The organism is Marinobacterium lacunae (assembly GCF_000705555.1).
GTDB classification, from domain to species: Bacteria; Pseudomonadota; Gammaproteobacteria; order Pseudomonadales; family Balneatricaceae; genus Marinobacterium_D; species Marinobacterium_D lacunae.
This window is the reverse complement of record NZ_JMQN01000013.1, coordinates 89918-115236: the sequence shown is the minus strand read 5'-3', so window position 1 is coordinate 115236 and position 25319 is coordinate 89918. Positions and strand designations below refer to the sequence as shown.

General features: G+C 59.6%; 25 protein-coding genes. 16 read left to right on the top strand and 9 right to left on the bottom strand.

Features of this window, described 5'->3' with window-relative positions; all coding sequences use genetic code 11:
* The first annotated feature begins 15 nt into the window (after window positions 1-15).
* The 3 genes from dnaJ to dapB are packed head-to-tail and all read left to right on the top strand — an operon-like array spanning window position 16 to window position 2847.
* The gene (gene dnaJ / locus ADIMK_RS03425) at window positions 16-1149 is read left to right on the top strand and encodes a molecular chaperone DnaJ (protein WP_036183641.1); all 1134 of its coding nucleotides are present in this window, start codon (window positions 16-18) and stop codon (window positions 1147-1149) included.
* Window positions 1150-1183: 34 nt separating this feature from the next.
* On the top strand, window positions 1184-2041 hold the full coding sequence (gene cysE, locus ADIMK_RS03420) for a serine O-acetyltransferase (RefSeq protein ID WP_197027462.1): 858 nt from the start codon (window positions 1184-1186) through the stop codon (window positions 2039-2041).
* Window positions 2038-2847: a 4-hydroxy-tetrahydrodipicolinate reductase gene (gene dapB, locus ADIMK_RS03415; protein WP_036183638.1), complete on the top strand. Its 810-nt coding sequence runs from the start codon at window positions 2038-2040 to the stop codon at window positions 2845-2847. Before cysE ends, dapB begins: the two co-directional genes overlap by 4 nt.
* Window positions 2848-2939: 92 nt before the next feature.
* Here dapB and ADIMK_RS03410 read toward each other — a convergent pair whose 3' ends face one another.
* Window positions 2940-3827: an NAD(P)-dependent oxidoreductase gene (locus tag ADIMK_RS03410; RefSeq protein WP_197027461.1), complete on the bottom strand. Its 888-nt coding sequence runs from the start codon at window positions 3825-3827 to the stop codon at window positions 2940-2942.
* 121 nt (window positions 3828-3948) lie between these two features.
* A complete protein-coding gene (locus tag ADIMK_RS03405) occupies window positions 3949-5436 on the bottom strand; it encodes a pyridoxal-phosphate dependent enzyme (protein ID WP_036183636.1) in 1488 nt (495 codons plus the stop codon).
* Between the two features lie 141 nt (window positions 5437-5577).
* Between ADIMK_RS03405 and chrA the strand changes: the two genes are divergently transcribed.
* Window positions 5578-6783 (top strand): chromate efflux transporter, encoded by a 1206-nt coding sequence (chrA, locus tag ADIMK_RS03400; protein ID WP_156042772.1) that lies wholly within the window; start codon window positions 5578-5580, stop codon window positions 6781-6783.
* Here chrA and ADIMK_RS03395 read toward each other — a convergent pair.
* The 6 genes from ADIMK_RS03395 to ADIMK_RS03370 all read right to left on the bottom strand — a co-directional run bounded on the left by ADIMK_RS03395 (window position 6770) and on the right by ADIMK_RS03370 (window position 13046).
* The gene (locus tag ADIMK_RS03395; RefSeq protein WP_036183630.1) at window positions 6770-8356 is read right to left on the bottom strand and encodes a gamma-glutamyltransferase family protein; all 1587 of its coding nucleotides are present in this window, start codon (window positions 8354-8356) and stop codon (window positions 6770-6772) included. The two genes, chrA and ADIMK_RS03395, sit on opposite strands and share 14 nt — an antisense overlap.
* 11 nt (window positions 8357-8367) lie before the next feature.
* Window positions 8368-9207, bottom strand: a complete 840-nt coding sequence (locus tag ADIMK_RS03390; protein ID WP_036183626.1) for a sulfite exporter TauE/SafE family protein — start codon at window positions 9205-9207, stop codon at window positions 8368-8370.
* Between the two features lie 35 nt (window positions 9208-9242).
* Window positions 9243-10565: a TRAP transporter large permease gene (locus ADIMK_RS03385; RefSeq protein ID WP_036183623.1), complete on the bottom strand. Its 1323-nt coding sequence runs from the start codon at window positions 10563-10565 to the stop codon at window positions 9243-9245.
* Window positions 10565-11110, bottom strand: a complete 546-nt coding sequence (locus ADIMK_RS03380) for a TRAP transporter small permease subunit (protein ID WP_051692403.1) — start codon at window positions 11108-11110, stop codon at window positions 10565-10567. Before ADIMK_RS03380 ends, ADIMK_RS03385 begins: the two co-directional genes overlap by 1 nt.
* Window positions 11111-11121: 11 nt before the next feature.
* Window positions 11122-12216, bottom strand: coding sequence for a TRAP transporter substrate-binding protein (locus ADIMK_RS03375; protein WP_036183621.1), 1095 nt, complete (start codon window positions 12214-12216; stop codon window positions 11122-11124).
* A 383-nt stretch (window positions 12217-12599) separates the two neighbouring features.
* On the bottom strand, window positions 12600-13046 hold the full coding sequence (locus tag ADIMK_RS03370) for an Lrp/AsnC family transcriptional regulator (RefSeq protein WP_036183619.1): 447 nt from the start codon (window positions 13044-13046) through the stop codon (window positions 12600-12602).
* A gap of 196 nt (window positions 13047-13242) precedes the next feature.
* Here ADIMK_RS03370 and ADIMK_RS03365 point away from each other — a divergent pair, with 196 nt between their 5' ends.
* The 8 genes from ADIMK_RS03365 to ADIMK_RS03330 are packed head-to-tail and all read left to right on the top strand — an operon-like array spanning window position 13243 to window position 21012.
* A complete protein-coding gene (locus ADIMK_RS03365; RefSeq protein WP_036183616.1) occupies window positions 13243-13563 on the top strand; it encodes a YqfO family protein in 321 nt (106 codons plus the stop codon).
* A gap of 39 nt (window positions 13564-13602) precedes the next feature.
* On the top strand, window positions 13603-14979 hold the full coding sequence (locus ADIMK_RS03360) for a V-type ATP synthase subunit B (RefSeq protein ID WP_036183614.1): 1377 nt from the start codon (window positions 13603-13605) through the stop codon (window positions 14977-14979).
* Window positions 14980-14982: 3 nt separating this feature from the next.
* Window positions 14983-15585 (top strand): V-type ATP synthase subunit D, encoded by a 603-nt coding sequence (locus ADIMK_RS03355; protein ID WP_036183612.1) that lies wholly within the window; start codon window positions 14983-14985, stop codon window positions 15583-15585.
* A complete protein-coding gene (locus ADIMK_RS03350) occupies window positions 15582-17375 on the top strand; it encodes a V-type ATP synthase subunit I (RefSeq protein ID WP_036183610.1) in 1794 nt (597 codons plus the stop codon). The genes ADIMK_RS03355 and ADIMK_RS03350 overlap by 4 nt, the downstream gene beginning before the upstream one ends.
* A complete protein-coding gene (locus ADIMK_RS03345; protein ID WP_036183607.1) occupies window positions 17363-17809 on the top strand; it encodes an ATP synthase subunit C in 447 nt (148 codons plus the stop codon). The genes ADIMK_RS03350 and ADIMK_RS03345 overlap by 13 nt, the downstream gene beginning before the upstream one ends.
* Before the next feature lie 10 nt (window positions 17810-17819).
* Window positions 17820-18500 (top strand): ATPase, encoded by a 681-nt coding sequence (locus ADIMK_RS03340; RefSeq protein ID WP_036183604.1) that lies wholly within the window; start codon window positions 17820-17822, stop codon window positions 18498-18500.
* Complete coding sequence (locus tag ADIMK_RS03335; RefSeq protein WP_036183603.1) at window positions 18497-19192, top strand: hypothetical protein; 696 nt, start codon at window positions 18497-18499, stop codon at window positions 19190-19192. The genes ADIMK_RS03340 and ADIMK_RS03335 overlap by 4 nt, the downstream gene beginning before the upstream one ends.
* The gene (locus tag ADIMK_RS03330) at window positions 19189-21012 is read left to right on the top strand and encodes a V-type ATP synthase subunit A (RefSeq protein WP_036183595.1); all 1824 of its coding nucleotides are present in this window, start codon (window positions 19189-19191) and stop codon (window positions 21010-21012) included. Before ADIMK_RS03335 ends, ADIMK_RS03330 begins: the two co-directional genes overlap by 4 nt.
* Before the next feature lie 14 nt (window positions 21013-21026).
* Here the strand turns inward: ADIMK_RS03330 and ADIMK_RS03325 are convergent, their stop codons facing one another.
* Window positions 21027-21329 carry a winged helix-turn-helix domain-containing protein gene (locus ADIMK_RS03325; RefSeq protein ID WP_036183592.1) on the bottom strand — a complete coding sequence of 101 codons (303 nt, stop codon included), beginning with the start codon at window positions 21327-21329 and terminating at the stop codon, window positions 21027-21029.
* A 224-nt stretch (window positions 21330-21553) separates the two neighbouring features.
* On the opposite strand from ADIMK_RS03325, the gene ADIMK_RS21205 reads away from it, so the two are divergent.
* Genes ADIMK_RS21205 through ADIMK_RS03305 form a run of 4 tightly spaced genes read left to right on the top strand, consistent with a single transcriptional unit; the run spans window position 21554 to window position 25312 of the window.
* On the top strand, window positions 21554-22504 hold the full coding sequence (locus ADIMK_RS21205; protein WP_051692401.1) for a response regulator: 951 nt from the start codon (window positions 21554-21556) through the stop codon (window positions 22502-22504).
* Window positions 22505-22538: 34 nt separating this feature from the next.
* Window positions 22539-22904 carry a response regulator gene (locus ADIMK_RS03315; protein ID WP_036183590.1) on the top strand — a complete coding sequence of 122 codons (366 nt, stop codon included), beginning with the start codon at window positions 22539-22541 and terminating at the stop codon, window positions 22902-22904.
* Between the two features lie 16 nt (window positions 22905-22920).
* Window positions 22921-23469, top strand: coding sequence for a chemotaxis protein CheW (locus tag ADIMK_RS03310; protein ID WP_036183588.1), 549 nt, complete (start codon window positions 22921-22923; stop codon window positions 23467-23469).
* Window positions 23470-23479: 10 nt separating this feature from the next.
* Window positions 23480-25312, top strand: a complete 1833-nt coding sequence (locus ADIMK_RS03305; protein ID WP_081849640.1) for a methyl-accepting chemotaxis protein — start codon at window positions 23480-23482, stop codon at window positions 25310-25312.
* Window positions 25313-25319 lie beyond the last annotated feature (7 nt).

Here is a 25319-nt window from a genome sequence, read left to right as displayed (position 1 = left end):
GACCAGATTCGGATCATGTCGAAACAGGACTACTACGAACTACTGGACGTTCCTCGCGATGCGTCCGACCGGGATATCAAGAAAGCTTATCGTCGCCTGGCGATGAAGTATCACCCTGACCGCAACCCGGATAACAAGGAAGCGGAAGACAAATTCAAAGAGATCAGTGAAGCCTACGAAGTGCTTTCTGATGCTCAGAAGCGCTCGGCCTATGACCAGTTCGGTCATGATGGCGTTAACGGCCAGGGCGGCTTCGGCGGCGGTGGCGGTTTTGAAGGCAACTTCTCCGACATCTTCGGCGACGTGTTCGGCGATATCTTCGGAGGCGGCGGTGGTGGCCGTCGTCGCTCCAGCGTGCAGCGCGGTGCCGATCTGCGCTACAACCTGGACCTGAGCCTTGAAGAAGCCGTGCGCGGCTGCGAAAAGACATTGAAGGTGCCGACACTGGTGGCCTGCGGTGTGTGTGACGGCTCCGGCGCCAAGCCCGGTACCAGCGCCCGTACCTGTGGCACCTGTGGTGGTGTCGGTCAGGTGCGCATGCAGCAGGGTTTCTTCTCGGTACAGCAGACCTGCCCCACCTGTCGCGGTGAGGGCAAGGTGATCTCCGATCCGTGCAGCAAGTGTCATGGCCACGGTCGTGTGGAAGAGACCAAGACGCTTCAGGTTAAGATTCCGGCCGGTGTCGATACCGGTGACCGTATTCGCTTAAGCGGCGAGGGTGAAGCAGGATCGCACGGTGGTCCAGCCGGCGATCTGTACGTGCAGGTGAATGTGCTTCAGCACCCGATTTTCGAGCGCGACGGCAAGCATCTTTACTGCGAGGTGCCGATCAGCTTCGTCGATGCTGCATTGGGTGGTGAACTGGATGTGCCGACTCTCGATGGTCGCGTTAAACTGAAGATACCAGCCGAGACCCAGACCGGTAAGCTGTTCCGCCTGCGCGGCAAGGGGATTACCCCGGTGCGTGGCGGTGGTGTCGGTGATTTGATGGTCAAGGTAACGGTGGAAACGCCGGTTAGCCTCAACAGCCGCCAGAGGGAGCTGCTCAAAGAGTTCCAGGAAGCGATGGATGAAGGCAATCACAAGCACAGCCCGAAAAAGCATGGCTTTTTCGACTCCGTGAAGAAATTCTTCGAAGATATGACCTGATCTCATGGCCAGTCTTCGCAGAGAGGGGGTTAGCATGTACGAGATGCCGTTGTCGGTAGACGAGTTGTGGCAGAAAATTCGTGGCGAGGCGCATGGTCTGGTTGAGCATGAGCCGCTGCTGGCGAGTTTCTTTCATGCCACGATCATCGGCCACAGCGATCTGCGCGGCGCACTGTCATTCCTGCTGGCCAGCAAGCTGGCGGATGAGGTGGTGTCGGCGGTTGCGCTTCGCGAGATCATTGAGCAGGCCTACGGGGCCGAAAGCGAGCTGATCGAAGCGGCCTGTGCCGATATTCAGGCGGTGTGCACCCGCGACCCGGCCGTAGAGCACTACTCGACCGTACTGCTTTACCTCAAGGGCTTTCAGGCGATACAGGCCTACCGTGTTGCGCACTGGATGTGGCTGCAGGGGCGTCGTTCCCTTGCGCTCTATATCCAGAGCCGTGTCAGCACTATATTCCAGGTGGATATCCATCCGGCGGCGATCATCGGTTTTGGCGTCATGTTCGACCACGCAACGGGTATCGTCGTCGGCGAAACCTGCGTGATCGAAAACGATGTCTCCATTCTGCAATCGGTGACCCTCGGCGGTACCGGTAAGGAGAGTGGCGATCGTCATCCGAAGATCCGCAAGGGTGTGATGATCGGTGCCGGCTCCAAGATTCTCGGCAATATCGAAGTGGGCGAGTGCGCCCGCGTCGGTGCCGGCAGCGTGGTGCTGAGCCCTGTGCCGCCGCATACGACGGTGGTGGGTGTGCCGGCAGCCGTTGTGGGCTGTGCCGGTTGCGACACGCCCGCGCTGGATATGGATCAGACCATTCAGAAATCAGAACCCGAGTGCAGCGGCGACAAGAGTTCGGCCGATGCGCGCTGTAACAGGAAACAGGCATGACCAGAATCGCAGTGACCGGCGCCGCCGGTCGCATGGGCAAAACTCTGATCGAAGCGGTCACCATGACCGAAGGCGCACAGCTAGCGGCGGCGATCGTTGAACCGTGCAGCAGCCTGATCGGCGCTGATGCCGGTGAGCTGGCCGGTGTCGGCAAGCTCGGCGTGGCCGTTGCAGGCTCGCTGGATGCGGTCAAGGATGATTTCGACCTGCTGATCGATTTCACCGCGCCCGTGGTGACCATGGCGAATGTCGAGTTCTGTGCAGCCAATGGCAAACAGATCGTGATCGGAACTACCGGTCTTGATGACGCTCAAAAGCAGGCGTTGGCGAAAGCGGCTGAACAGGCTGCCATTGTGTTTGCGCCGAACATGAGCGTGGGTGTGAACCTGTGTCTCAAACTGCTCGAGATCGCCGCCAAGGCGCTTGGCGAAGACAGTGGCTACGATATAGAAGTGATCGAAGCCCATCATCGTCATAAGGTGGACTCGCCTTCAGGTACGGCGTTGCGCATGGGCGAAGTGGTGGCCAACGCACTGGGACGCGATCTGAAAGAGTGTGCCGTGTATGGACGTGAGGGGCAGGTCGGTCCGCGTAACCCGCGTGAAATCGGTTTCGAAACGATTCGTGCCGGTGACGTCGTGGGCGATCACACCGTGCTCTTCGCCACCGAAGGCGAGCGCATCGAAATTACCCACAAGGCGTCCAGCCGCATGACCTTTGCCAAGGGTGCGGTACGTGCAGCGCTCTGGCTCGGTCAGCGTGACAAGGGCCTGTACGACATGCAGGATGTTCTGAACCTGCACTGACAGACTTATCGAACCGGCATTTACCGGTTTATACACCGTTGTGTGTTGTTCCCTTTGCCCGCCTTGTGCGGGCGTTTTAATGGCCGCTGGTCTTAGTCCCGACGGCGGCCGTCATACATCTCCACCAGCGTACAGGGGTCCTGATCCAGATAGCCCTTACTGCCATGCTGGCGCATCAATTCGGCGCCAAGGCCCGCCATCGGAACCGCGCTACCCATCGATTTGGCTAGCGCATTCGCCATGTCCAGATCCTTGAGCAGCGTTTTGACGTGCCATTTGATCTCATCGAAATCGCGATTCGCCATGCGCGGGCCGGTCAGCTGCAGCGGGATGGAATCGGCAAAACCTCCCTTCAGTGCCTCGGGGATGCGTGCGGCATCGACACCCGAACGCTCGGCCAGTGCCATGACCTCGGCCATCACCAGCACATTGCAGGACACCAGCATCTGGTTGCAGATCTTGGTGACCTGTCCCGACCCAACCGGCCCCATATGCGTGACCCGCTGTGACAGAGGTTCAAGCACCGGACGCACCTGGTCGATCAGCGCTGCCTCGCCGCCGGCCATTATCGCCAGCGTACCCTGTTCGGCACCGGCCACTCCGCCCGAGACGGGCGCGTCTATCCACTCGATACCGGCCTCAGCTTTCAATCGGGCAGCCATCTCGTGGGTGGCGGCAGGATCGATACTGGAAAAATCGATCAGTATCTGGCCTGTCCGGCCATGTTTGGCAATGCCGTCGGCACCGAATACCACCGCTTCCACCGCCGAGGTATCGGTGACGCAGGTAAGTAGCAGATCGCTTGACTGAACCAGGTCCGCGAGACTTGTGGCGACTGTCGCGCCTGCTGCCTCCAGCGGGGCGCAGCGCTCGGCAGAGCGGTTCCAGACCTGCACGGAAAACCCCGCGTCGAGAAGCCGCTTGCTCATGGGGACGCCCATCAGGCCCATGCCGATAAAGCCGATGCGGATTGAATTCATCGTGAACTCCTGTTCAATGGAGGGTGAAAGACCGGGCCTGAACCCGCCGGTGGGCAAAAACTATAGCGGGAATGGCCCGTGCATGACAGGTAGACACTAGCGCCCGGCAGTGCAGGCGGTGCTATTTGCGTGGATGCAGCCAGCTGGGCAGCAGTGAATAGGGATCGAGCTTCAGACTATCGTCATACTCAACCCCGGCGTTTTTCAGTCGCTCCTTCAGGCGGCCACTGGAGTATTCGTCGAACACCTCACTGCATCCGCCGACAAACTCACCACCAATGAAGATCTGAGGGATGGTGACGACGCCGGTACGGGCGTTGAGTGCGGCGCGTATCGAGCCGCCCAGGTTGTTCTGCTGGTACTGGGCACTGTCGAGGTCGACGGAGCGGTAGGGTATCTTGCAGCGGCTGAACAGCTTTCTCAGCGACCAACAGAACTCGCACCACTCCAGTGCGAACATCACCACCGGCTGGTGGGTGTCTGTCAGGGCCTCGGCGAGGAACTGCTCGGCTTCCGGTGTTGCGGTAACGGGCGATGCGACGCTCGGTGGCGGTGCCGAGGGTTTGTCGAAGCGGTAGCCCGGTGTGGAGCGGGACAGCTCGATCTCCTCAGGGGTCATTTCGGTTTCGATATCGGCGAACAGCGGTGTGCTCAGATAGCGCTCGCCGGTATCGGGCAGCATGCACAGAATCGTCGTGCCGGGCGCGGCCGTTTGCGCAATCTGCAGCCCTCCTGCCAGCGTGGCGCCAGCGGTAATGCCGCAGAAGATCCCCTCTTTGCGGGCAAGATCCATGGCGGCTTGGAGCGCTTTACTGCCTTCGATGGGGCAGATCTCGTCGATCAGTCCGGCGTTAACCGTATCCTCAGTCAGTTTGGAGATGAAGTCGGGGGTCCAGCCCTGCATCAGGTGGGGGCGAAAGCTCGGGTGGCTGGCCGAGGGCATGCCGTTGTCCGCCCGGGACTGGGGCAGATGGCTTCCCAACAGCGGTGCGTTATCCGGCTCGCACACAACCACGCGTGTGTTTGGGCTTCTCTGCTTGAGCACGCCGGCAACCCCCTTGAGGGTGCCGCCGGTGCCGAAGCCCGTTACCCAGTAATCCAGCTGTGTATCGGCAAAGGCCTCGAGTATTTCGGGCGCCGTGGTGCGGGCGTGATACTCGGCATTGGCTTCGTTTTCGAACTGGCGGCAGAGAAACCAGCCGTGCGCCTCGGCCAGCTCCACTGCTTTGGCGAGCATGCCGCTGCCTTTATCCGAGGCCGGGGTCAGGACTACACGAGCGCCAAGAAAGCGCATCATGCGGCGACGTTCGACACTGAAGTTTTCCGCCATGGTGACCACAAGCGGATAGCCTTTCTGGGCGCAGACCATGGCCAGACCGATGCCGGTGTTACCGCTGGTCGCTTCGATGACCGTTTGCCCAGGTTTGAGCAATCCCTTGCGTTCGGCATCTTCGATCACGCCCAGAGCAAGCCGATCTTTCACCGAGCCCATGGGGTTGAACGCTTCGACCTTGACGTACAGGTTGATGCCGGGAGGGCCAAGTTTATTGATGCGCACGCAGGGTGTGTTGCCCACCGTATCGAGGATGCTCTCATAACGCTTGCTCATGCTCTCCCCCGTACTTTTTAGGTGAAAGTCTGCACTGTCACACGCTTAAGCATAGCTCAGGCTTGAGCTTGGTCCTGTCACATCTTTTAAAGACCCTTGGGTTAGACTGCGCGGTCGGGTTTTTTGAGGATGAGCATCTCTATGTCCGTTCGTAATTCGCCATCTTCGGCGGTTGAGGTTTTTCTGATCTTTCTGCGTCTGGGGCTGACATCGTTTGGTGGGCCAGTCGCGCATCTGGGGTACTTCCGGGAGGCGTTTGTGCAGCGCCGTCGCTGGCTCTCAGATCGCCAATATGCGGATCTGGTCGCGCTGTGCCAGCTGCTACCCGGTCCTGCCAGCAGTCAGGTGGGGATGGCGATTGGTCTTGCGCGGGCGGGTTATCCGGGGCTGATAGCGGCCTGGCTTGGGTTTACATTACCCTCGGCACTGTTGCTGATTCTGGCCGCCATCGGCGTGGGTCAGTTTGAGGGTGAGTGGCTGTACGGTGTCATTCAGGGGCTGAAGCTGGTTGCCGTGGTTGTGGTGGCGCAGGCGCTCGCGGGCATGCGGCGTTCATTGATAACCGGCCCCCGACATCTGCTGCTGATGTTCGCAAGTGCCGCCATGATGTTGGTCGTTGGCGGGGTCTGGAGTCAGCTGGCGGTCATCGCGCTGGGCGCACTCGCAGGAAGGCTGTGGCTGTCTCCCACGGCGGCTCAAGGGGAAAGCCCGCTCGCCATCGGTGGTATCGGCAGGGCTCAGGCGTTGTGCTGGTTGGGCCTGCTGCTGGCGGGTCTGATGCTGATGCCACTGCTGGTGCACCTCTATCCCGGTGATGGCGTGAGACTCGTGGACGGCTTGTACCGCAGCGGTACGCTGGTGTTCGGGGGTGGTCATGTGGTGCTGCCGCTGTTGCAGAGTGAGGTGGTGACCACCGGACTGATCGAGGAAAGCCGTTTTCTGGCGGGTTACGGGCTGGCTCAGGCTGTGCCGGGGCCGCTGTTTACGCTGGCATCGTTCATCGGCGCAGCTGTCGATCCGTCGCAAGGATGGCTTGAGGCACTCGCTTTGGGACTGCTGGCCACACTGGCGGTTTTTCTGCCGGCGTTTCTGCTGTTGGTCGGCGTTCTGCCGTTCTGGCATACCCTGTGTCAGCACCCGGCCATGCGCGCTGCATTGGCCGGTATCAATGCGGCGGTGGTTGGCCTGCTTCTGGCCGCACTCTGGGATCCGGTCATTGGCAGCGCCGTGCATGGCGCTGAAGACGTGGCCGTCATCCTGCTGCTGGCGCTGATGCTCTGGCGCCGCCTGCCAATTGTGCTGGTAGTGCTGGCAGGCGGTGCCTCGGGTGCGCTTATAGCGCTGTAACGCAGCCGTCACTGCGCGGGTCTGCCGCGCCCTCCATGACACCGTCGGGGCGCAACACCAGAGCGCCGGCATGGCCCATGGTGTCGCTGAAGGCGTCGTCGAGCAGTTCGACTGCATGCCCGGCGTCGCGTAACTGCCGTACCAGCTGCGGATCGAAGCGGTTTTCCAGCTTCAGGGTTGTGCTGGTATCGCCCCAGGTACGCCCCAGCAACCAGCGCGGTGCGGTCACCGCCTGTTGCAGCGGTTCGCCAAACATGGCGTAGCGGCTGAATACGGCGGCCTGTGTCTGCGGCTGGCCTTCGCCGCCCATGGTGCCGTAACTCATGACGCGGCCATCGTCGAAGCGGGCCAGTGCAGGGTTGAGTGTGTGGAAGGGCTTTCGGCCCGGCTCTAATGCCTGCAACGCGTTTGGGTCAAGCGAGAAGCTGATGCCACGGTTCTGCCAGTTCACGCCGGTATCCTTGAGCACGATGCCCGAGCCGAACTCCCAGTAAATACTTTGAATGAAGCTTACCGCACGCCCTTCGCTGTCGATGCAGCCCATCCAGATGGTATCGCCGGGGCTTGCCGGGTCGGGCCAGGGCAGGGCACGTGCCGGATCGATCTCGGCGGCCAGCTCGGCAAGCACGGTCTGAGTCAGGAAGGATTGCGGGTCGGCCTTGAGACGACCGGGGTCGGTGACATGGCGGTCACGCACACGGAAGGCACGCTTGGTCGACTCGATCAGGCCGTGTATGTGATCGAACCCATCAGCATTGGTGATGCCGAGTTTGTCGAAGATGCCGAGAATCATCAGTGAGGCCAGCCCCTGAGTGGGCGGCGGCAGGTTGAAAATCTTCGCACCGCGTACTTCAACCTGCAGCGGCGTGACCTGACTGGCACTGTAGGCCGACAAGTCGGAGGCGCACAGTGGGCTGCCCAGGCGTTGTAACTCGTCGGCCATGGCATGGGCCAGATCACCGCGATAGAAGTCGTCGAGCCCCGCTTTGACGAGCTGCTCGAGCGTCGCGGCCAGCGTTGGCTGTTTCAGAATCGAACCCGCTGCCGGTACTGCCCCGTCGGGCAGAAAGGTGTCGGCGAAGCCGGGTTGATCGTGCAGCTGATCCAGCTTGGCGGCCGTGAGCGCCGATTGGCTTTCGGTTACGACAATGCCGGCACGGGCGTGGCCAATAGCGTTTTCCAGCAGGCGTGCCAGCGGCAGTGCACGCCCCCAGCTTGAGGACAGTTTTAGTGCTTCGGCCCAGCCACCAATGGTGCCGGCGCAGGTCAGCGCGGCGGTTGGGCCGCGGCTTGGAATAGCGTCGAGCCCCGCATAGAACGCCGGTGTGGCGTTGGCCGCCGAACGCCCGCAAGCGTCAATGGCCACCGGGTCCTTGCCCGGCTCGTGTATCAACCAGAAGCCGTCGCCGCCGATAGAGTTCATGTGGGGGTAAACGACCGCAATGGTGGCGGCCGCCGCGACCATCGCTTCCACCGCATTGCCGCCTTCGCGAAGTACGTCCCGTCCGGCCTGAGCCGCCAGATGGTGGGGCGCTACCATCATGCCTTGGGTGCCGTAGACTGTTTTCAGCATTGTTATTCTCCTTAGCCGCTGAATAGACCATAGAACATGCGCACAGAGGTGATCGCCAGGAAGAGGGCGAACAGCTGTCTGAGCAGTTTCGCGTTGATCGCGTGTGCAATGCGGGCTCCGACCGGGGCCATCTTCATGGTTGCCGGGATGATCAGCAGCAAGCCGATCAGGTTGACATAGCCCAGTGAGAGAGGGGGGCGGGCATCAACGCCAATGCCGTTGATCAGAAAGCCGATCGCGCCGGGCAGACTGATCACCAGTCCCAGCGCCGCACCGGTGCCGACCGCGGTGTGCATCGGCGTCTTGAACGCGCTCAGGATCGGTACACTCAGGGTGCCGCCGCCGATGCCCATCAGTGTGGATATAAAGCCGATGACGCTGCCGATAACACCGGTGCCGGCAGTACCGGGCAGCGTGTCGGCAACGCTGAAACCATCCTTCTTGAACGCCATGTTCAGCGCAACCAGTAGGGCGATAGTCGCGAACACGGCGGTCAGGATGGTGCCGCTGAAATAGCCGCTGGCGATGGCGCCGAGAATCACGCCGACAATCACGCCCGGCACCAGCTTCTTGAGCAGGTCAGGGTTAAGGCTGCCTTTCTTGAAATGTGCCCGTGACGAGATAATCGACGTGGGAATGATGGTCGCCAGCGATGTGCCCACCGCCACATGCATGCGCACCGCCTCATCGATGCCCAGCAGCGTGAACAGGTGGTAGAGCACCGGCACGATAACGATACCGCCGCCGACACCGAGTAGCCCGGCAAGCAACCCGGCGATGACGCCGGTGGCGACCAGCGCCAGTGCAAGCCCGATCAGCCAGCCTGTTGAGTAGTCCGAGAGTATATCCATCACGTGTTCCTTGTTATGTAGTGATAAAAACGCTGTTACCAGCCAATCGCTTCAGGCAGCCAGGTGACCAGTGAGGGGAACTGGAACAGTACCACCACAGCCAGTAACTGAAGCAGAACAAACGGTAGCGCCCCGACATAGATGTCCCGCGTCGTGACGCCTTTGGGCGCGACCCCCTTGAGGAAAAACAGGGCCCAGCCGAAGGGAGGCGTCAGGAATGACATCTGTAGGTTCATCGCCACCAGTATCGACAGCCAGACCATGTCGGTGCCGTAGTTCATGAACACCGGCAAAAACATGGGCAGCGCGATATAGGAGATCTCGATCCATTCGAGGAAAAAACCTAGCACGAACAGCAGCGCCATCAGAAACAGCAGGGCGCCGAATTCACCGCCGGGCAGCATCTCGAACAGGGCGTGTACCATCTGCTCGCCCCCTAACCCCCGAAACGCAAGCGAGAAGGGTTGGGCGCAGAGTAGAATGAAAAACACCATGGCCGAAATGGTCAGCGTGCCGTGCAGGGTTTCACGTATCAGTTGCCTGTTCAGACGGCCAACCGCCAGCGCGATCAGCAGCGCGCCCAGTGCGCCCATCGACGCCGCTTCGGTCGGTGCCGCGATGCCGCCGACAATGGAGCCGAGCACGGCAATGACCAACAAAAGCGGTGGGCAGACATTACGCAGCAGATCAAGCGTGAGTTGCTTGCCAGAGATCTTGGCGCGCTCTTCAAGCGGAATAGCCGGGACCCACTGGGGGCGCAGCCAGCCGAGAATCAGCAGATAAGCCATATAGATCAGCGCCAATACCAGACCGGGTATGAACGCTGCGGCGAACAATGTGCCGACCGATTCCCCGACAATATCCGAGAGCAGGATCAGCACCAGACTGGGCGGGATGATCTGCCCAAGCGTGCCTGAGGCACAGATGGTGCCGCAGGCGATGCTGGGCGCGTAGCCGCGACGCAGGAGGGCGGGCAGTGTGAGCAGTCCGACGGTGACCACGGTGGCACCGACGATACCGGTGGATGCGCCCATCAGGACGCCGACCAGAATGATCGCCAGCCCCATGCCGCCGTTGACGCCGCCCATCGCTTTGCCGATGGTTTCAAGCATGTCTTCGGCGACCCGGGATTTCTCCAGCATCACCCCCATGAAGACAAACAGAGGTATCGCCAGCAGGGTGTAATTGGTAACCACACCGAATAGACGGGCGGGCATCAGCTGGAACAGCATGCTGCCAAAACCCAGGTATCCGGCGATGAAGCCCGATACGGCCAGAGCAATCGCGACCGGTATACCGATTACCATCAGCGACAGGAAACCGGCGATCATGCCCAGAACGAGCCATTCATTTCCCATCAGGACGCTCCCTCTTCAACCAGCTTGCCCGCCGTGTGCGACGGCACGATCGGACGGTCGGCAAACACCATCAGGCTGCGCAGGGTATCGGCGATGCCCTGCAATACCAGTAGCGCAAAGCCCAGTGGAATAAAGGCTTTTAGCAGGTAGCGGTAGGGCAGACCGCCGGGGTCTGGCGAGCCCTCGAGCAACTGGAAGGATTGCGTCACATAGGGAATCGATAACCAGGTGATAATAAACCCGATGGCCAGTGTCAGCAGTGCGGCAACGATATCCACAGCGGCCTGACCGCGGCGGCCGAAGCGGTCGTACAGGAAATCCACACGTACATCCGCACGGTGCTTCATCGAGTAGGCAAGGCCAAGCAGAGCGATCGGTGATACCAGATGCCACTCAAGCTCCTGCAGTGCCACCGGCCCGATCGAGAACAGGTAGCGAAGCAGGACGTTAACGGCGACCAGCAGCACCAGGGCCAGCACGCACCAGCGCGCCAGCCCCCCCATCAGCTCCACCAGCCATTCAAGTCGATCAATGACTAACTTCATCGCTGCACCACTTACGACAGGTTCAGGAACGGCTTTTCGCTCAGGGCAGCCCAAGAGGCGTGTTTCTTGCGGAAGGCCATAAACGAGTCGTGAACTTTGCGCGCCTGAGGGTCCGAGGAGGCCAGTGTTTCCAGAGTGTCGAAGGTGGCCTCTTTCAGGCGGTCGACGATGGCGGTCGGCAGCGGCTGGGCGATAACGCCTTCGTTCTCGACCAGATCCGCCAGCGCATCGGCGTTAACGGCCTCCGACCAGGAGAGACTGTCGGTGACGGAGGACTGGGCCGCTATCTGGATGATCATTTGCAGCTCTTTCGGCAGCGAATCCCATGTCTTCTTGTTGATCAGCAGTTCGGTGAAGTTTGTGGGCTCGTGCCAGCCGGTGGTGTAGTAATACTTCGCGGCTTTGTGCAGGCCGAGACGGCGATCCTGGAAGGGGCCGACGAACTCGGCGGCATCGATAACGCCGCGCTCAAGCGCCGGGAAAATCTCACCGCCGGGCAGCAGACGAACCGAGACGCCCAGTTCGCTGTACACCTTGCCTGCCAGACCCGGAATACGCATTTTCAAACCGTTGAGATCGGCAACGCTTTCGACCGGCTTGCGGAACCATCCTGTCATCTGCACACCGGTATTGCCCATCGGGAAGGCGATCAGGCCATAGGGTTCGTACAGCTCGTGCCAAAGTTCCAGACCGCCGCCGTGGTAGAGCCACGCCGCCATACCCTGTGTATTCATGCCGAAAGGCACTGTGGTGAAGTACTGCGCGGCGGGGATCTTGCCCGCCCAGAAGTAGGCGTTGGCGGCATTCATTTCGACCATGCCTCCGGCCACGGCGTTGAAACCCTCCATCGCCGGAATCAGTTCACCGGCGGCAAAGTGTTGAATATTCACCCGTCCCCCCGACATGGCTTTGACCTTGTCGCAGAAGTCCATGGGGCTGCCGGGACCCTGCACATAAAAGGGAGCGCCCGGTGGGTAGGCGTTGGTCATCTTGAAGTTGAAGCTTTCCTTGTCGGCTGCCCGGGCGATCGCCGGTGCACCGATCGTTGCACCAACCGCAGTGGAGGCCAGTGCTGCAGTGATGAAGTTACGGCGTTTCATACTCATGTCGGATGCTCCTCAATGGTCTCTTAAGGTGGCGCGCGATTTGTTTACAAATGTATGCGCCGCTACGACCGACTAGAGCAGATGTCGTGCCAGTTGCATTTATTGTGTTTAAGTTTATGAAATATAAGGATTATTATGAATTGAAAAGATGCGTTTATGAAAATGTTTCCGATTCAAAACAAGGCAGGGCAGGCGGGATGTGGAAAAACAAATGGTTAGAAAGGTGCTAATCCGATAGCAGTTGTAATCGGCTGAAAGGCTTTTCGGATCGAAGCAAACACAAATGGCGTTGGAGGGGGCTGTTTGGCTGTCGGATGTTTTCAATGCACCACAAGCGAGAGTGCGCACCAAGCCTGTGCGAAATTAATACAGAATGGGCGTCGTCAGAGCCGTGCGCCGCCTCGGCGATGCTTAACGCGTTTGAGCAGTGAGTTGCACTCCACCGAAATCACCTCGGGGCGGCCGAAGATATGCGTCTTGGCAAAGCTGTCGAATGTTTCGTAGCTGTCGGTCAGTGTATGAATATGCAGGCTGCGCAGGTCGGTCATGATATACAGGCTGACGACCTCGGGCAGCGCAGAGAGCTCTTCGGCGACCTGTTCAATCGACTGCGGCTTGACCTTCAGGTCGATAAACGTGGAGATGGTTTTGCCCACCTTCTCGGGGTTGACCACGGCGGTGAACTGCTCGATAACCCCCTCCTCGACCAGCGCCTGCACCCGGGCGCGTGCGTAGGCGCGCGACACATTGAGTTGACGGGCAATGTCGGCGAAGGAGGTGCGCGCATCCTTGATCAGGATATTCAGCAGTGCAGTATCCAGCTTGTTCATCGTGCAATATATGGCTCAAACCGTGAATCCACGGAGTATACCCTCAACACCGCTCTGCATTTCATTCTTTTGTAGCCTGTTGCAGCGATAACAGGGGCTGTTTATCGATTGTGCTGTTGCAACAATTGCTGATCCGGCGTTATATGTAGGGGTATTCAAATACCGACGCAGAACCCTAAATTCAAGGCGATGCGCTATGTTTAAACTCTGTTTTTTCGTGCCTGACTCCCATCTCGAAACCGTCAAACAGGCGATCTTTGAAGCGGGAGCAGGACGCATAGGTGACTATGATCGTTGTTGCTGGCAAATCCGGGGCATTGGCCAGTTTCGCCCGCTCGAAGGCGCCGACCCGCACCTTGGCAAGGTGGGAGAGGAGGAGCGCGTGGACGAGTGGAAAGTGGAGCTGGTGTGTGAGGATGACCGCATTCAGTCGACACTGATGGCCCTGCGCAAGGCACACCCCTATGAAGAGGTCGCGTATGACCTTTGGCGCCTGATCGACCCCGATAAACTTTGATCCGATACACGCAAGTCAAACCATGACAGGGAGTGGGCAGTGACTCAGTTGCTGGTGCGTTATTCAAGAATCCTCGAAATCATCGGCGATATTGTTAAGGTGCATGTGCCCGCGCCGCAGGAGGGCGAGATCTCCGATATCGGTTATGGCGATCTTGCGCTGATCGAAAATACGCTCGATCAGGAGCAGCCGCCCTATATGGCACAGGTGATCCGTATCGACCGCGATGAGGTGTCGCTGCAGCTGTTCTCCGGCACCAAGGGCTTATCGACACAGGCGGGCGTGCGCTTTCTCGGCCACCCCATGCAGGTGACCTTCTCACCCAATATTCTCGGACGCAGTTTCTCGGGTGCCGGCCGCCCCATCGATGGCGGGCCCGCTCTGGGCGAGGAAGCCAAGATCGAGATCGACGGCCCGACCGTCAATCCGGTGCGGCGCGTTTTGGCCTCGCGAATGATCCGTACCGATGTGCCGATGATCGACATCTTCAACTGTCTGGTCGAGAGCCAGAAAATCCCGATCTTCTCGGTGGCCGGGGAGCCCTACAACCGGTTGCTGGCGCAGATCGGAGCGCATGCCGATGCCGATATCGTGGTGTTCGGCGGCATGGGGCTGATCTTCGATGACTACCATTTCTTCCGTCAGGCGTTCGAAGAGGCCGGTGTGCTGGCGCGCACGGTGATGTTCGTGCATCAGGGATCGGACCCCGTGGTCGAAGGTCTGCTGGTGCCGGATATGGCGCTGGCGGTGGCCGAGCGCTTTGCCGTTGAGGAGGGCAAGCGGGTACTGGTGCTGCTCACCGACATGACCGCCTACGCCGATGCGCTCAAGGAGGTCGGCATCTCCATGGAGCATGTGCCGTCCAACCGCGGTTATATCGGTGATCTCTACTCCCAGCTGGCGCGCCGCTACGAGAAAGCCTGTGACTACAAGGGCGCGGGCTCGGTCACCATCCTGTCGGTGACCACCATGCCCGGCGACGATGTGACCCATCCGGTGCCGGATAACACCGGCTACATCACCGAGGGACAGTTCTATCTGCACGATGGCGTGATCGATCCGTTCGGCTCGCTCTCGCGCCTGAAACAGCATGTGATCGGCAAGGTGACCCGTGAGGATCACAGCCAGATCATGAATACCATGGTGCGCTTCTACGCCGCGGCGCGCGACGCCGAGCAGAAGCAGGCGATGTCCTTCGATCTGACCGAGTATGACGAGCGGCTGATCCGCTTCGGTCGACTCTTCCATGAGCGCTTTATGGATATTCGCGTATCGCTGCCGCTGGAACAGGCGCTGGACCTGTGCTGGAAGACGCTTGCCGAGTGTTTTGAGGCCAAAGAGCTGCTGATGAAAGAGAGTCTGGTCAGCAAGTATTTCCCCAAACGTTCAGGCGCGGACAGCGGCGAGAGGGCGTAAGCCATGGCTAAGCTGGCGCTGAACAAGAGTTCCCTGAACCGGGAATCGCGCCGTCTCAAGGCGTTTCGTCAGTTCGTCCCTGCGCTGGATCTCAAGCGCAAGCAGATTCTGGCGGCCCGCCAGACCAGTCGCAAGCTGATTGGCGAGCAGGAATCGGCGTTGTCCGCGATTGCAGAGCAGGTGAGGGAGCAACTGCCGATGTTGGCCGAGAGCGGGCTGGATCTTCATGAGCTGGTGCAGATCGGCAAGGTTGAGCTTGATAGGGTCAATCTGGTGGGTATTGAGTTGCCGGTGTTGAGCAAGGTAGAGATCGACCGGCACCAGCACTCCCGTCTGGCACTGCCGGCCTGGGTCGATACCGCGCTCGATCTGGCCGAGCAACGCCTGCAACTGGAGTTGCGCTGCCGTGTCGAGCGTGAGCGGCTGATGCGGCTCGATGCTGCCCTTCGCAAGACGACTCAGCGCCTTAACCTGTTCGACAAGGTGTTGATCCCCCGTGCCGAAAACCATATCCGCCGTATCCGCATCGCACTTTCGGACGCAGAGCGCGCCGGTGTAGTCAGAGCCAAGATCGCCAAGGGCAAGCGTTTGAGGGCCGTCTCATGAGTATCCGGCCACTGTTGAAAGCCTCGCTGGTGGGCATGCTGGAAGAGAAAGCTCAGGCGCTGGATGCGTTGCAGAGCCTGGGCGTAGTGCACATCATTCCGCTGGCGGCCGGGCCTCAGGTGGAGTGGGTTGATGACTTGGGGGTCAGCCCCGAACGTCTGCGTCTGGCGTTGCAGTATCTGGCCAGTTGCCCCAAAAAGCGTCGTCAGGTTACCGAAACGCATCATTTCGATCTTGCCGCCGTGGTGCATGCGGTGCTCGACAAGCGCCACCGCCGCATGCAGCTGGAGGAGCAGCGCGATGCGCTGGTAAAACGGATTAAGGATCTGCGCCCTTGGGGCAGCTTCGAGTTGCCGGGCGAGCAGGGGCTTTATGGCCAGCGGTTGTGGTTCTATCTGGTGCCCAACTACCGCATGAAAGAGGTGGAACGAAACGGGCTGGTCTGGAGTGTTGTACATCGCGATAACCGGCACACCTACATCGCGGTGATCTCACAGGAGGAGCCACGTCCCAACCAGATGCCGGTGCCGCGCACCCATACCGGATCGATTCCGCTGGCAACGCTGGAGCTCCAGTTGCACGATATCGAAATCGAACTGGAACTGCTCGATGGCGAACGCGAGGCCGATACCCGCTGGCTTTACCTGTTGCAACGCTCGCTGGCGGGCAACGCTGATGCTGCTGAGCGTGCCAGTGTTGGCGCGGTGACCCTCGATCACGATGGCGTGTTTGCCATTCAGGGCTGGGTTGCGGCGGACAAGGCTGATGAGCTGGCGGCCTTTGCCGATCGCGAGGGGCTGGCGCTGATCCTGAATGAGCCAGAGCGCGAGGAGTTACCCCCGACACTGCTCGATAACCCGCCGACGCTGGCAGGAGGCGAGGATGTGGTGCGGTTTTACCAGATGCCGGGCTACCGTGCCTGGGATCCTTCCCGTGTGGTGTTTTTCTCCTTTGCGACGTTTTTTGCCCTGATTCTCTCGGATGCCGGCTATGCGCTGATTATGGGGATGGGCCTGCTGTTTTACTGGCGTCGCATGGGCAGCAGCGACAGCGGCCGGCGTCTGCGTATTCTTGGCGCGACCCTGGCGTTTTTCTCACTTGTGTACGGTGTACTGGTGGGCAGCTATTTCGGCGCAGGTCCACCGTTACCGGTGCTGGCCGATCTTCAGCTGCTGGATGTGAATGACTTCAACGGCATGATGAATCTGTCGATCTTCATCGGGGCGGGGCATCTATTAATCGCCAACGGTATCAATGCCTGGCGCCTGCGCGGGCGGCTGCCGGCGCTGGCCAGTGCTGGTTGGATGCTGGTTATTGTCGCGGCACTGCTGCTCTGGCAGCGCGGCACCTCGCTGGCGGTATTTACGCTGGGCGGACTGGGTCTGTTGCTGGTGTTTGCCTGCTCTAGCGAGCGCAAGGGGCAAGATCTCCGCACCTGGCTGCTGCGGGCGCTGGATGGGCTGCTGGCCCTGACAGGACTCTCGTCGATGTTCGGCGATGTCCTGAGCTACCTGCGACTGTTCGCATTGGGCCTGGCCAGCGCCTCTCTGGCGGTGACGTTCAATCAGCTGGCGCAGGATGTGGCGAGTGCTCTGCCCGGCATGGGCGTGCTGCTGGAGGTGCTGATTCTGGTGGTCGGCCATCTGCTTAACTTCGTGCTGGCGGTGGTCAGTGGTGTTATCCACGGCCTGCGTCTGAACCTGATCGAGTTTTATAACTGGAGCCTTTCTGATGAAGGCTATGCTTTCCAACCCTTTGCCAAGCGGGAGGTTAACCCTTGGACAACCTGATCATTGCCCTCGGATGGGCAGGCCTGTACGGACCGATGGCACTCGGCGCTATCGGCAGCATTATCGGCTGTGCGCTTGCAGGGCAGGCTGCCTGCGGTGCATTGCTGGAAACCGAAACCGGTCACGGTCGCTATGTGGGTATCGCGGCGATGCCCTCGTCACAGACCATCTACGGCATCGTGGTGATGTTCTCGCTTAACCGTACGGTGACTATCGATAACGCACCGGGTCTGTTCGCCGTCGGTCTGTTGGCGGGGCTTGCACTGCTGTTCAGTGCCTGGAAGCAGGGCCAATGCTGCGCGTCGGCGATCAACGTTTCCAAGATCAAGCCGGAGATCTTCGGCATGTCGGTGGCGCCTGCCGCGATTGTCGAGGGTTTCGCCGTATTTGCCTTCATCTTTGCACTGGTGATCAGTGCCGGGATACCGGCCTGATGGAGGCGGTATGAATAACATCGAGAAATCCCATGCCGCGTCGGGCGTCGAGGCGTTGATAGAGCGCCTTCGGCTGCAGGGCGTGGAGAAGGGGCAGCAAGAGGCTGAAAAACTGATCGAGGAGGCGCAGCACCGTGCCGACTGGTTAGTGGAGCAGGCCGAACAGGAGGCGCAGCAGATCCTTGATCGGGCTCGTACCGAGGCCGAGCGCCTGCGCAAAGGCGGTGAGGATGCCCTGCGCATTGCCGCACGGGATGTTCAGCTTCAATTGCGTGAAGCGCTGGGGCGTGTGTTCGCAGACCGCGTCAGAATTCTGGTCAGTGAACAGTTGGACGATGCCCAGTTCATGCAGGCTTTGCTACGTGAAGTGGTCTGCACGGTGCGCAGCAAAGCGGATCTGGATAACAAGACGATCGAGGTGCTGCTGCCTGAGCAGTTCGTTGGCATTGACGAGTTGCGGCGCAACCCTCATGCCTATCGCGAGGGCAAGCTGAGCAGCTTTGTGCATCAGCTGCTGGCCGAACAGCTGCGCGAGGGTGTGAGCTTCGATATCGGTGATCACAAGGGGCTGGTGCTGCGCTTCGAGGGTGAAGATGCCGAGCTTGATCTGAGCGACAAGGCGCTGGCGGAGCTGCTGCTTAAGCACCTGCAGCCGCGTTTCAGGGCGTTGCTGGAAGGTGTGATCCGTTGAGCTATTACACGCTGGTTCCGGCACTACCTGCGCTGGTGCCTCTGGCCCGTTTGCAGGAGCTGCCCTGCTCGACGCTCAAGTTGGAGCAGCGGCTGACGATGCTCAACGAGGCGGATCGTGATCAGCTCTCGCGTGCGCTGCACCTGTGCCAGCGTGAGCGCATCGGTGATGAGACACTCTCCGATGCCGATGAAATTGCGCGCTGGCATGCCGAGCTCGAGGCGATCGAGGATCCGGCACTGCGCGATGTGATCGCCGAGTATCTGCAATCGCGCACACTGGTGGCGGCGTTGCGATATCGGTTGTCCGGTCAGCAGGAGGGGGCCAGCTTCAAAGGTTTTGGGCCCTGTGTGTGGCTTATTCGCCGCGACTGGCAGCAACCGTTGTTTGGTCTGGAACGTCGTTTCCCCTGGCTTGTAAAAGCGCGCGATGCGCTGGAAGCACGGCAGAGCTGTACGCTGGAACTGATGCTGCTGGAGCGCTTCTGGAACCGGCTTTGGCGGTTGGAGCAGGAGCAGGCATTCAGCTTTGCTGCTGTGGCGGCCTACCGGTTGCGTTGGGCGCTGGCAGAGTATCGCCTGCGCTGGAGTGCCGAGCAGGCGCAAACCTATTTCGATCGTTGGGTTGGCGGCACGCTGGAGACGGTCGATCTCCAGCTGGCCGGCCAGCAATGGACAGGGAGTGAAGCATGAGCGATAGGGCTCAAGCGGCGCGGATCACCGCCCGCGTCAGTGCGGTACATGACGATATCGTCACCATACGCCTGCTGAAGAACGTCGAAGGGGATTTCTATCCGGTCATCAAAAACGAGGTGGTCCTGATCTGCCCGCAGCGCTCCCAGGGCGGTTTCCCCGAAAAGCTGCAGGCCGAGGTGCTCAGGGTCCGCTACGGCGAAGCCGACGTACAGGTATTCGAAAATACCCGCGGTGTGGCCGTGGGCGATGCGGTGGAACAGACCGGTCAGATGTTGTCGGTATCACTGGGCCCGGGGCTGCTTGGGCAGGTGTATGACGGTCTGCAGAATCCGTTGGAACTGATCGCCGGTCAGCATGGCTTTTTCCTGCCACGAGGTCTGTCTGTCGACGGTATCGATACACAGCAGCGCTGGTCGTTTGTGCCTAGGGTAAAGATCGGCGCGCAGGTGAAAGCGGGCGATCTGCTCGGGACCGTGCAGGAGGGACGCTTCGAGCACCGTATCCTCGCGCCGTTCAATATGCGTGGAAAGGCCGAAGTCAGCTGGGTGCAGGAGGGGAGCTTTACCGTGACCACGCCGGTGGTACGTTTGACCGGCGAGGATGGCCGCGAACGTGAAGTCTCCATGCAGCAGCGCTGGCCGGTGCGTATACCGGTCAACCGGGATCTGCTGCGCGAAGGGTATAGCGAGCGTCTGTTTCCGAGCCAGCCACTGCTGACCAGTATCCGTTTGATCGACACCTTCTTTCCGGTGGCACGTGGCGGTACCGCCTGTATCCCCGGCCCCTTCGGCGCGGGCAAGACGGTATTGCAGAGTTTGATCTCCCGCTACTCCGATGTGGATATCGTGGTGATCGTGGCCTGTGGCGAGCGTGCCGGTGAGGTGGTCGAGACCATCACCGAATTCCCCAACACGCCCGATCCCCGCGGCGGCACGCTGATGGACCGCACGGTGATCATCTGTAACACCTCATCGATGCCGGTGGCGGCGCGTGAGGCGTCGATCTACACCGGCATCACCATCAGCGAGTACTACCGCCAGATGGGGTACAACGTGCTGTTGATTGCCGACTCCACGTCGCGTTGGGCGCAGGCGATGCGCGAAACCTCCGGTCGTCTGGAGGAGATTCCGGGCGAGGAGGCGTTTCCGGCGTATCTGGAGTCTTCCATACGAGCACTGTACGAGCGCGCCGGGGTGATCCGGACCAACGACGGGCGCGAAGGCAGCCTCACCCTGATCGGCACGGTATCCCCTGCCGGCGGCAACTTCGAGGAGCCGGTGACTCAGGCCACCCTGCGTACTGTGAAAACCTTTCTTGGCCTGAGTGCCGATCGTGCCTACAAGCGTGCCTATCCGGCCGTGGATCCGCTGATCTCCTGGTCCCGTTATCTGGAACAGCTCAGCCCCTGGTTTGACAAGGCGCTTGAGCCGGGCTGGAGCGAGCGTGTAGGTGGCCTGGTCAAACTGCTTAAACAGGGTGAGTCGATCCAGCAGATGATGGAGGTAACCGGCGAAGAGGGGGTTACGCTGGAGGATTACATCGCCTGGCAGAAGGCGCAGTGTCTGGATCAGGTCTACCTGCAGCAGGATGCCTTTGATCCTGTGGATGTATCGACGCCCATAGCGCGCCAGCAATCACTGTTGGCCCTGCTGGTGGAATGTCTCGAGCAGCTGCCGCCACTGGCTGACAAGGCCGCTGCCCGCGATTACTTTGTGTCGCTGACCGGGTTGCTGCGCAACCTGAATTACAGCCGTCAGGACAGCCCCGACTACCGGGACTATCTCGGTCAGATCCAGCGTCTGCGAACCACCGGCTAACCGGTTTCAGGCAGTCAGCTATCGGCTGCCAGTGCCAGAGCCTGACGCATCTCGTCCGCGTGTCGATCGACCCATTTCGGGTCGATCGGCCCCCAGTCACTAATGCTGTAATGGCCCTGATTGTTGCGCTCGCCCGAGTGCTGCTCGAAGGCACACTCGATGCCGATGTCGGCCAGTGTTTTCAATGTATCCTGCACCGTTCGGCGAGGCATACCCGTGGCCTGCTGCAGGCTGGGCAGGCTGTGTGGCTGCTGGCCGATCAGCCAGGCCAGGTAGAGTTTGCGCTGAAAAGCGAGCGCCGCTTTGCTGCTGTTCAATCTGCTCTCCGTTCTAAAATGGCGGTCAGCCTTGATGGTATCGGTGACCCGCAAGCGACACAAACCGGACGAGATCCGTGGTTGAGCGGATGAAACGGTTGTCTTTGACATACTTCTAGTCTACAACATCCCTTCGTCCGACTGACGCCATATAAAAAATAATGAGTCTGCTGGCCAGGCGCTTAGGTCGCCGACAGTAGGAAAGTTCTATACAAGGACGCTGTATGCATATTGGGACTGTGGGGTTTCCCGCCGACCAGCAGAAGAAGCTGGATAAGATTCTTGCCCTGTCCAAAAGTAAAACATTTACGCTTGCCGAGTTCGATAGCGCTTCACTGCCGGATCTGATGCTGCTTTTCGGCGAGGAACACCTCGATAGCGCTGCCGTAAACGCGTTGCCGGCAGACTTTCATGACCGGCTGATTCTGGTAAGTCGCGAAGCGCCGACGCGTAAAGACCTGCACCACATCAAGCTGCCGTTTATCTCATCCCGTGTCATCAGAACCCTTGAAGGGTTTGATCCCTATCTGCCTGAACCGTCAGCGTGCGGCGAAAATATTCCGACAGAGACAGATCCTGCTCCCGAGATCGAGTTAGGCGTGGAGGTGTCTTCGCAAGTGCTGGAGCAGCCGACCGATCAGCGTGAAGCGGTGGATACTATCCAGGCGGTGGACGATATCGAGGCCGAATCGGAGCAGTCGGAAAACCGGTTCAGCAAGTACGACGCGCAGATCGAGGCGCTGCGTCTACAACAGGCCAGCATCGAGCCTGTCTCAGAGCGTCCCTATACGGTGCTGGTTGTCGATGACAGTGCGCCGATGCAGCAGGCGTTGGCCAAGGAGCTGCAGCTTCTGGAATACCCGGTTGAGATCAGTTTTGCCGACGATGGCGAGTCGGCACTTGCTCAGGTCGGCGAAACCACATTCGACTTTATCTTCCTCGACATCATGATGCCCGGAATTGACGGGTTCGAAACCTGTACACGCATGCGGGCGATACCCGCGCTTAAGAAGACGCCCATCATCATGCTTTCATCCAAAAGCTCACCGCTGGATGAAGTGAAAGGGATTATGGCAGGTTCCTCGACGTATTTGACCAAGCCGATCCAACCCGAAGAGTTTCGCAAGGTGATCAAGCGAGTAACGCGCTGGGTCAGCGAATTCAAAAAAGTTTAGTACTACCCAATTTAATGGAGCTTTGGATAGCAACATGGCCGTAAACAAAATTCTTGTCGTTGAAGATGACCCGGTACAGCAGCAGCGCCTGCGTGACATCCTGAAGAGCACCGGCGCCCAGATTCTCGCCGGTTCCAATGGCCAGGAAGGGGTCACGCTGGCGGAGAATGAGTCGCCCGACCTGATCTTCATGGATATCGTCATGCCCGGTATGGATGGCTTTTCCGCCTGCCGCCAGATCACCAATAATGCCAAAACCAAAGGGATTCCGGTGATCATCGTCTCCAGTAAGCATCAGGAAGCCGATAAAGTTTGGGCGCAGCTGCAAGGTGCCAGCGCGGTGATCGCCAAACCCTACACCGATCAGGAGATCCTCGATCAGGTGATCCGGTATAGCTGAGTCAGGAGGGCGCGTTATGGTCGAGCAGGCCGGGGTTCCTCTAGCCGGAGCCGAACGGGGTGCCGAGAACACGGAAGTTGGCGATGTACGCCACGGCTTCCAACTGGGTGCCCATCGATTGATGCTCGCAGCGGGAACCTTCGCCGAACTGGCGAGCAAAACCCACATCTGTGTCTTGCCGGATACTCCTGCCTGGTTCTCGGGATTTATCAATCACCGGGGCCATACGGTTCCGGTCTACGATCTGAACCTGTTGCTCGGACAGGGGGCAACCGACCTGTCCCGGCAGTATTGGATACTGTTGATCGACAGGCAGCCGTCGACGTTAGGTATCATCCTACGGCAGATTCCCGTTGCGCTGCGCGACCCCGAGGCAATTGCTGACGATAACAGCGCCCACCTTCCCGACCCCCTGGCCAGCTGCCAAACCGGTTTTTATCGAGTGCAGCAGCAGTGCTGGGGTGAGTTGGATCACCACGCCTTGATCCGCCACCTGAAACGTAGTTTCCGAGAATCTGCTATGCCGGTTGTGCATAACAGTAACAAGAATAACGAACTGTCTTGAGGTAGAGCACATGTCATTCTTTGTTGGAATCCAGCATATCCGGGTGGGCGTAAAATTCGCCATCGCGGGTTTGCTCATGATCATCGGTGTCGCCGCCATCTCGGGCGCTTTTTATCAGACCATCTTGATTGTCGAGCAGTCTCAGGCAACACGCGAAAAGACTCGCTCGCTGGCTGAGAACGTCGGGCGGCTCGATACCTTGCTGGCACGGATTTCCAAGACCCTTGCAGAGACGGAAGCGAATACGTTCAGTGACTTCGTGAATGCGTCGCTGCGGTACGGTAATGCGGTGGAGAGCGTGTTGGACCGTTGGCCGAATCAGGAGGAGCGTCAGAACTTTAACCAAGCCTTGGAAACCCAGGGATTCTGGAAAGTTATGGATACACTAGAAAGACTTTCGAGTAATCCAGACCAGCTGTCTGTCGTGCAGGCTCGCGATGCACGACGCAGCCTAAGTGCATTAACGGATGACCTCTATATTACTAACTTGCGCTTGCAAGATATGGTGCGGGAGTACGAACGCCAGAATATCCGGGCGGAAAATGCCGCGCTCTCCGAAACCATCAAACTCACGTTTGTCGCCCTGATTCTCCTCAGCTTCGCTCTGGCCGTGGCGTTGGCGATCACCAAGTACGGCGTTCTCGACCCGGTGCGCCGCATTCAGAACACGGTAGATGCGGTGCGTTCCGGTGATACTGAAGCGCGTACCCGTTTATCGAACCGTGATGAGCTGGGCCAGATGGCAACAGTGTTGGATACCCTGCTGGATGAGAAGGAGCTGGCGTTGTCCGAGCAGGCCGCCGAGAACAAGAAGCTCAACGATTCAATCATCGGACTTATTCAGAGTGTATTCCGAATCAGCCAGCGAGACCTGACCATACGGGTGCCGGTGGCAGAGGATATTACCGGTGCGGTAGCCGACTCCATCAACCAGTTGACGGACTCCATCGAGGGCGTATTGCGTGAGGTCAGCGCGGTCTCCTATGAGGTAAACGACACCTCGGTAAAGGTTAAGGCGCAGTCCGACACCGTACTGCTGCACGCGAGCAAGGAGCAGGAGGAGATCACCGAGACCCTGCAAGGTCTGGATTCCGCGATTCAGGCGATGCAGCTGATCGCGAGACTGGCTGCGGTTTCCAACACGGCTTCCAAGCGCGCGATCAATACCACGGAAACGGCGAAAGAGTCGGTATCGGCGACAATCGGCAGCATCAACAAAATCCGTCAGACCATTCATGAGGCGGAGAAGCGTATCAAGCGTCTGGGTGAACGTTCCCAGGAGATCGGCGGTATCGTCGGTTTGATCAACAATATCTCCGAACGTACACACATCCTGTCGCTGAACGCCAGTATGCACGCAGCCTCGGCGGGTGAAGCCGGACGCGGTTTGATGGTGGTGGTAGACGAGGTACAGCGTCTGGCTGAGAACTCCCGTGAAGCGACCGCTGAGATCGAAAGCCTGATCAATAACATCCAGATGGAGACCGCCGACACTATTCACGTTATCAACTCGGTTATCGAGGATGTTGTCTCCGGTACGCGTCTGGCCGAGCAGGCCGGTGAGCGTATGGAAGAGACACGGGAAACCACTCAGTCACTGGTTGACTCGGTACTGCGCATTGCACGTAGCGCGACGACACAGGCGAAACTGGCCCAGGGACTGCGTGAACGTGCCGGTAACATCAACGAGTTTACCCGTGCAACTAACAGCGAAATGCTCGCCCAGCGGCAGTTGTCCGAGCGACTGGTAAGCGCAGCAGACGACCTCAAGCGCTCCGTCGGCGTGTTTAAGCTACAGGCAGTTGAAGAGCCTGAGGTGGCAGAACTGGTTGAAGCGGTTTGACAGGCGG

What these genes read in the sequence shown, in the direction of transcription:
- ADIMK_RS03390 (WP_036183626.1), bottom strand. Translation starts at nt 9,207, where the DNA reads ATGGATATACTCTCGGACTACTCAACAGGCTGGCTGATCGGGCTTGCA.
- ADIMK_RS03340 (WP_036183604.1), top strand. Translation starts at nt 17,820, where the DNA reads ATGAATAACATCGAGAAATCCCATGCCGCGTCGGGCGTCGAGGCGTTG.
- ADIMK_RS03370 (WP_036183619.1), bottom strand. Translation starts at nt 13,046, where the DNA reads ATGAACAAGCTGGATACTGCACTGCTGAATATCCTGATCAAGGATGCG.
- ADIMK_RS03305 (WP_081849640.1), top strand. Translation starts at nt 23,480, where the DNA reads ATGTCATTCTTTGTTGGAATCCAGCATATCCGGGTGGGCGTAAAATTC.
- ADIMK_RS03375 (WP_036183621.1), bottom strand. Translation starts at nt 12,216, where the DNA reads ATGAGTATGAAACGCCGTAACTTCATCACTGCAGCACTGGCCTCCACT.
- ADIMK_RS03315 (WP_036183590.1), top strand. Translation starts at nt 22,539, where the DNA reads ATGGCCGTAAACAAAATTCTTGTCGTTGAAGATGACCCGGTACAGCAG.
- ADIMK_RS03330 (WP_036183595.1), top strand. Translation starts at nt 19,189, where the DNA reads ATGAGCGATAGGGCTCAAGCGGCGCGGATCACCGCCCGCGTCAGTGCG.
- dapB (WP_036183638.1), top strand. Translation starts at nt 2,038, where the DNA reads ATGACCAGAATCGCAGTGACCGGCGCCGCCGGTCGCATGGGCAAAACT.
- ADIMK_RS03355 (WP_036183612.1), top strand. Translation starts at nt 14,983, where the DNA reads ATGGCTAAGCTGGCGCTGAACAAGAGTTCCCTGAACCGGGAATCGCGC.
- dnaJ (WP_036183641.1), top strand. Translation starts at nt 16, where the DNA reads ATGTCGAAACAGGACTACTACGAACTACTGGACGTTCCTCGCGATGCG.
- ADIMK_RS21205 (WP_051692401.1), top strand. Translation starts at nt 21,554, where the DNA reads ATGCATATTGGGACTGTGGGGTTTCCCGCCGACCAGCAGAAGAAGCTG.
- chrA (WP_156042772.1), top strand. Translation starts at nt 5,578, where the DNA reads ATGTCCGTTCGTAATTCGCCATCTTCGGCGGTTGAGGTTTTTCTGATC.
- ADIMK_RS03385 (WP_036183623.1), bottom strand. Translation starts at nt 10,565, where the DNA reads ATGGGAAATGAATGGCTCGTTCTGGGCATGATCGCCGGTTTCCTGTCG.
- ADIMK_RS03395 (WP_036183630.1), bottom strand. Translation starts at nt 8,356, where the DNA reads ATGCTGAAAACAGTCTACGGCACCCAAGGCATGATGGTAGCGCCCCAC.
- ADIMK_RS03410 (WP_197027461.1), bottom strand. Translation starts at nt 3,827, where the DNA reads ATGAATTCAATCCGCATCGGCTTTATCGGCATGGGCCTGATGGGCGTC.
- ADIMK_RS03405 (WP_036183636.1), bottom strand. Translation starts at nt 5,436, where the DNA reads ATGAGCAAGCGTTATGAGAGCATCCTCGATACGGTGGGCAACACACCC.
- cysE (WP_197027462.1), top strand. Translation starts at nt 1,184, where the DNA reads ATGTACGAGATGCCGTTGTCGGTAGACGAGTTGTGGCAGAAAATTCGT.
- ADIMK_RS03310 (WP_036183588.1), top strand. Translation starts at nt 22,921, where the DNA reads ATGGTCGAGCAGGCCGGGGTTCCTCTAGCCGGAGCCGAACGGGGTGCC.
- ADIMK_RS03365 (WP_036183616.1), top strand. Translation starts at nt 13,243, where the DNA reads ATGTTTAAACTCTGTTTTTTCGTGCCTGACTCCCATCTCGAAACCGTC.
- ADIMK_RS03380 (WP_051692403.1), bottom strand. Translation starts at nt 11,110, where the DNA reads ATGAAGTTAGTCATTGATCGACTTGAATGGCTGGTGGAGCTGATGGGG.
- ADIMK_RS03350 (WP_036183610.1), top strand. Translation starts at nt 15,582, where the DNA reads ATGAGTATCCGGCCACTGTTGAAAGCCTCGCTGGTGGGCATGCTGGAA.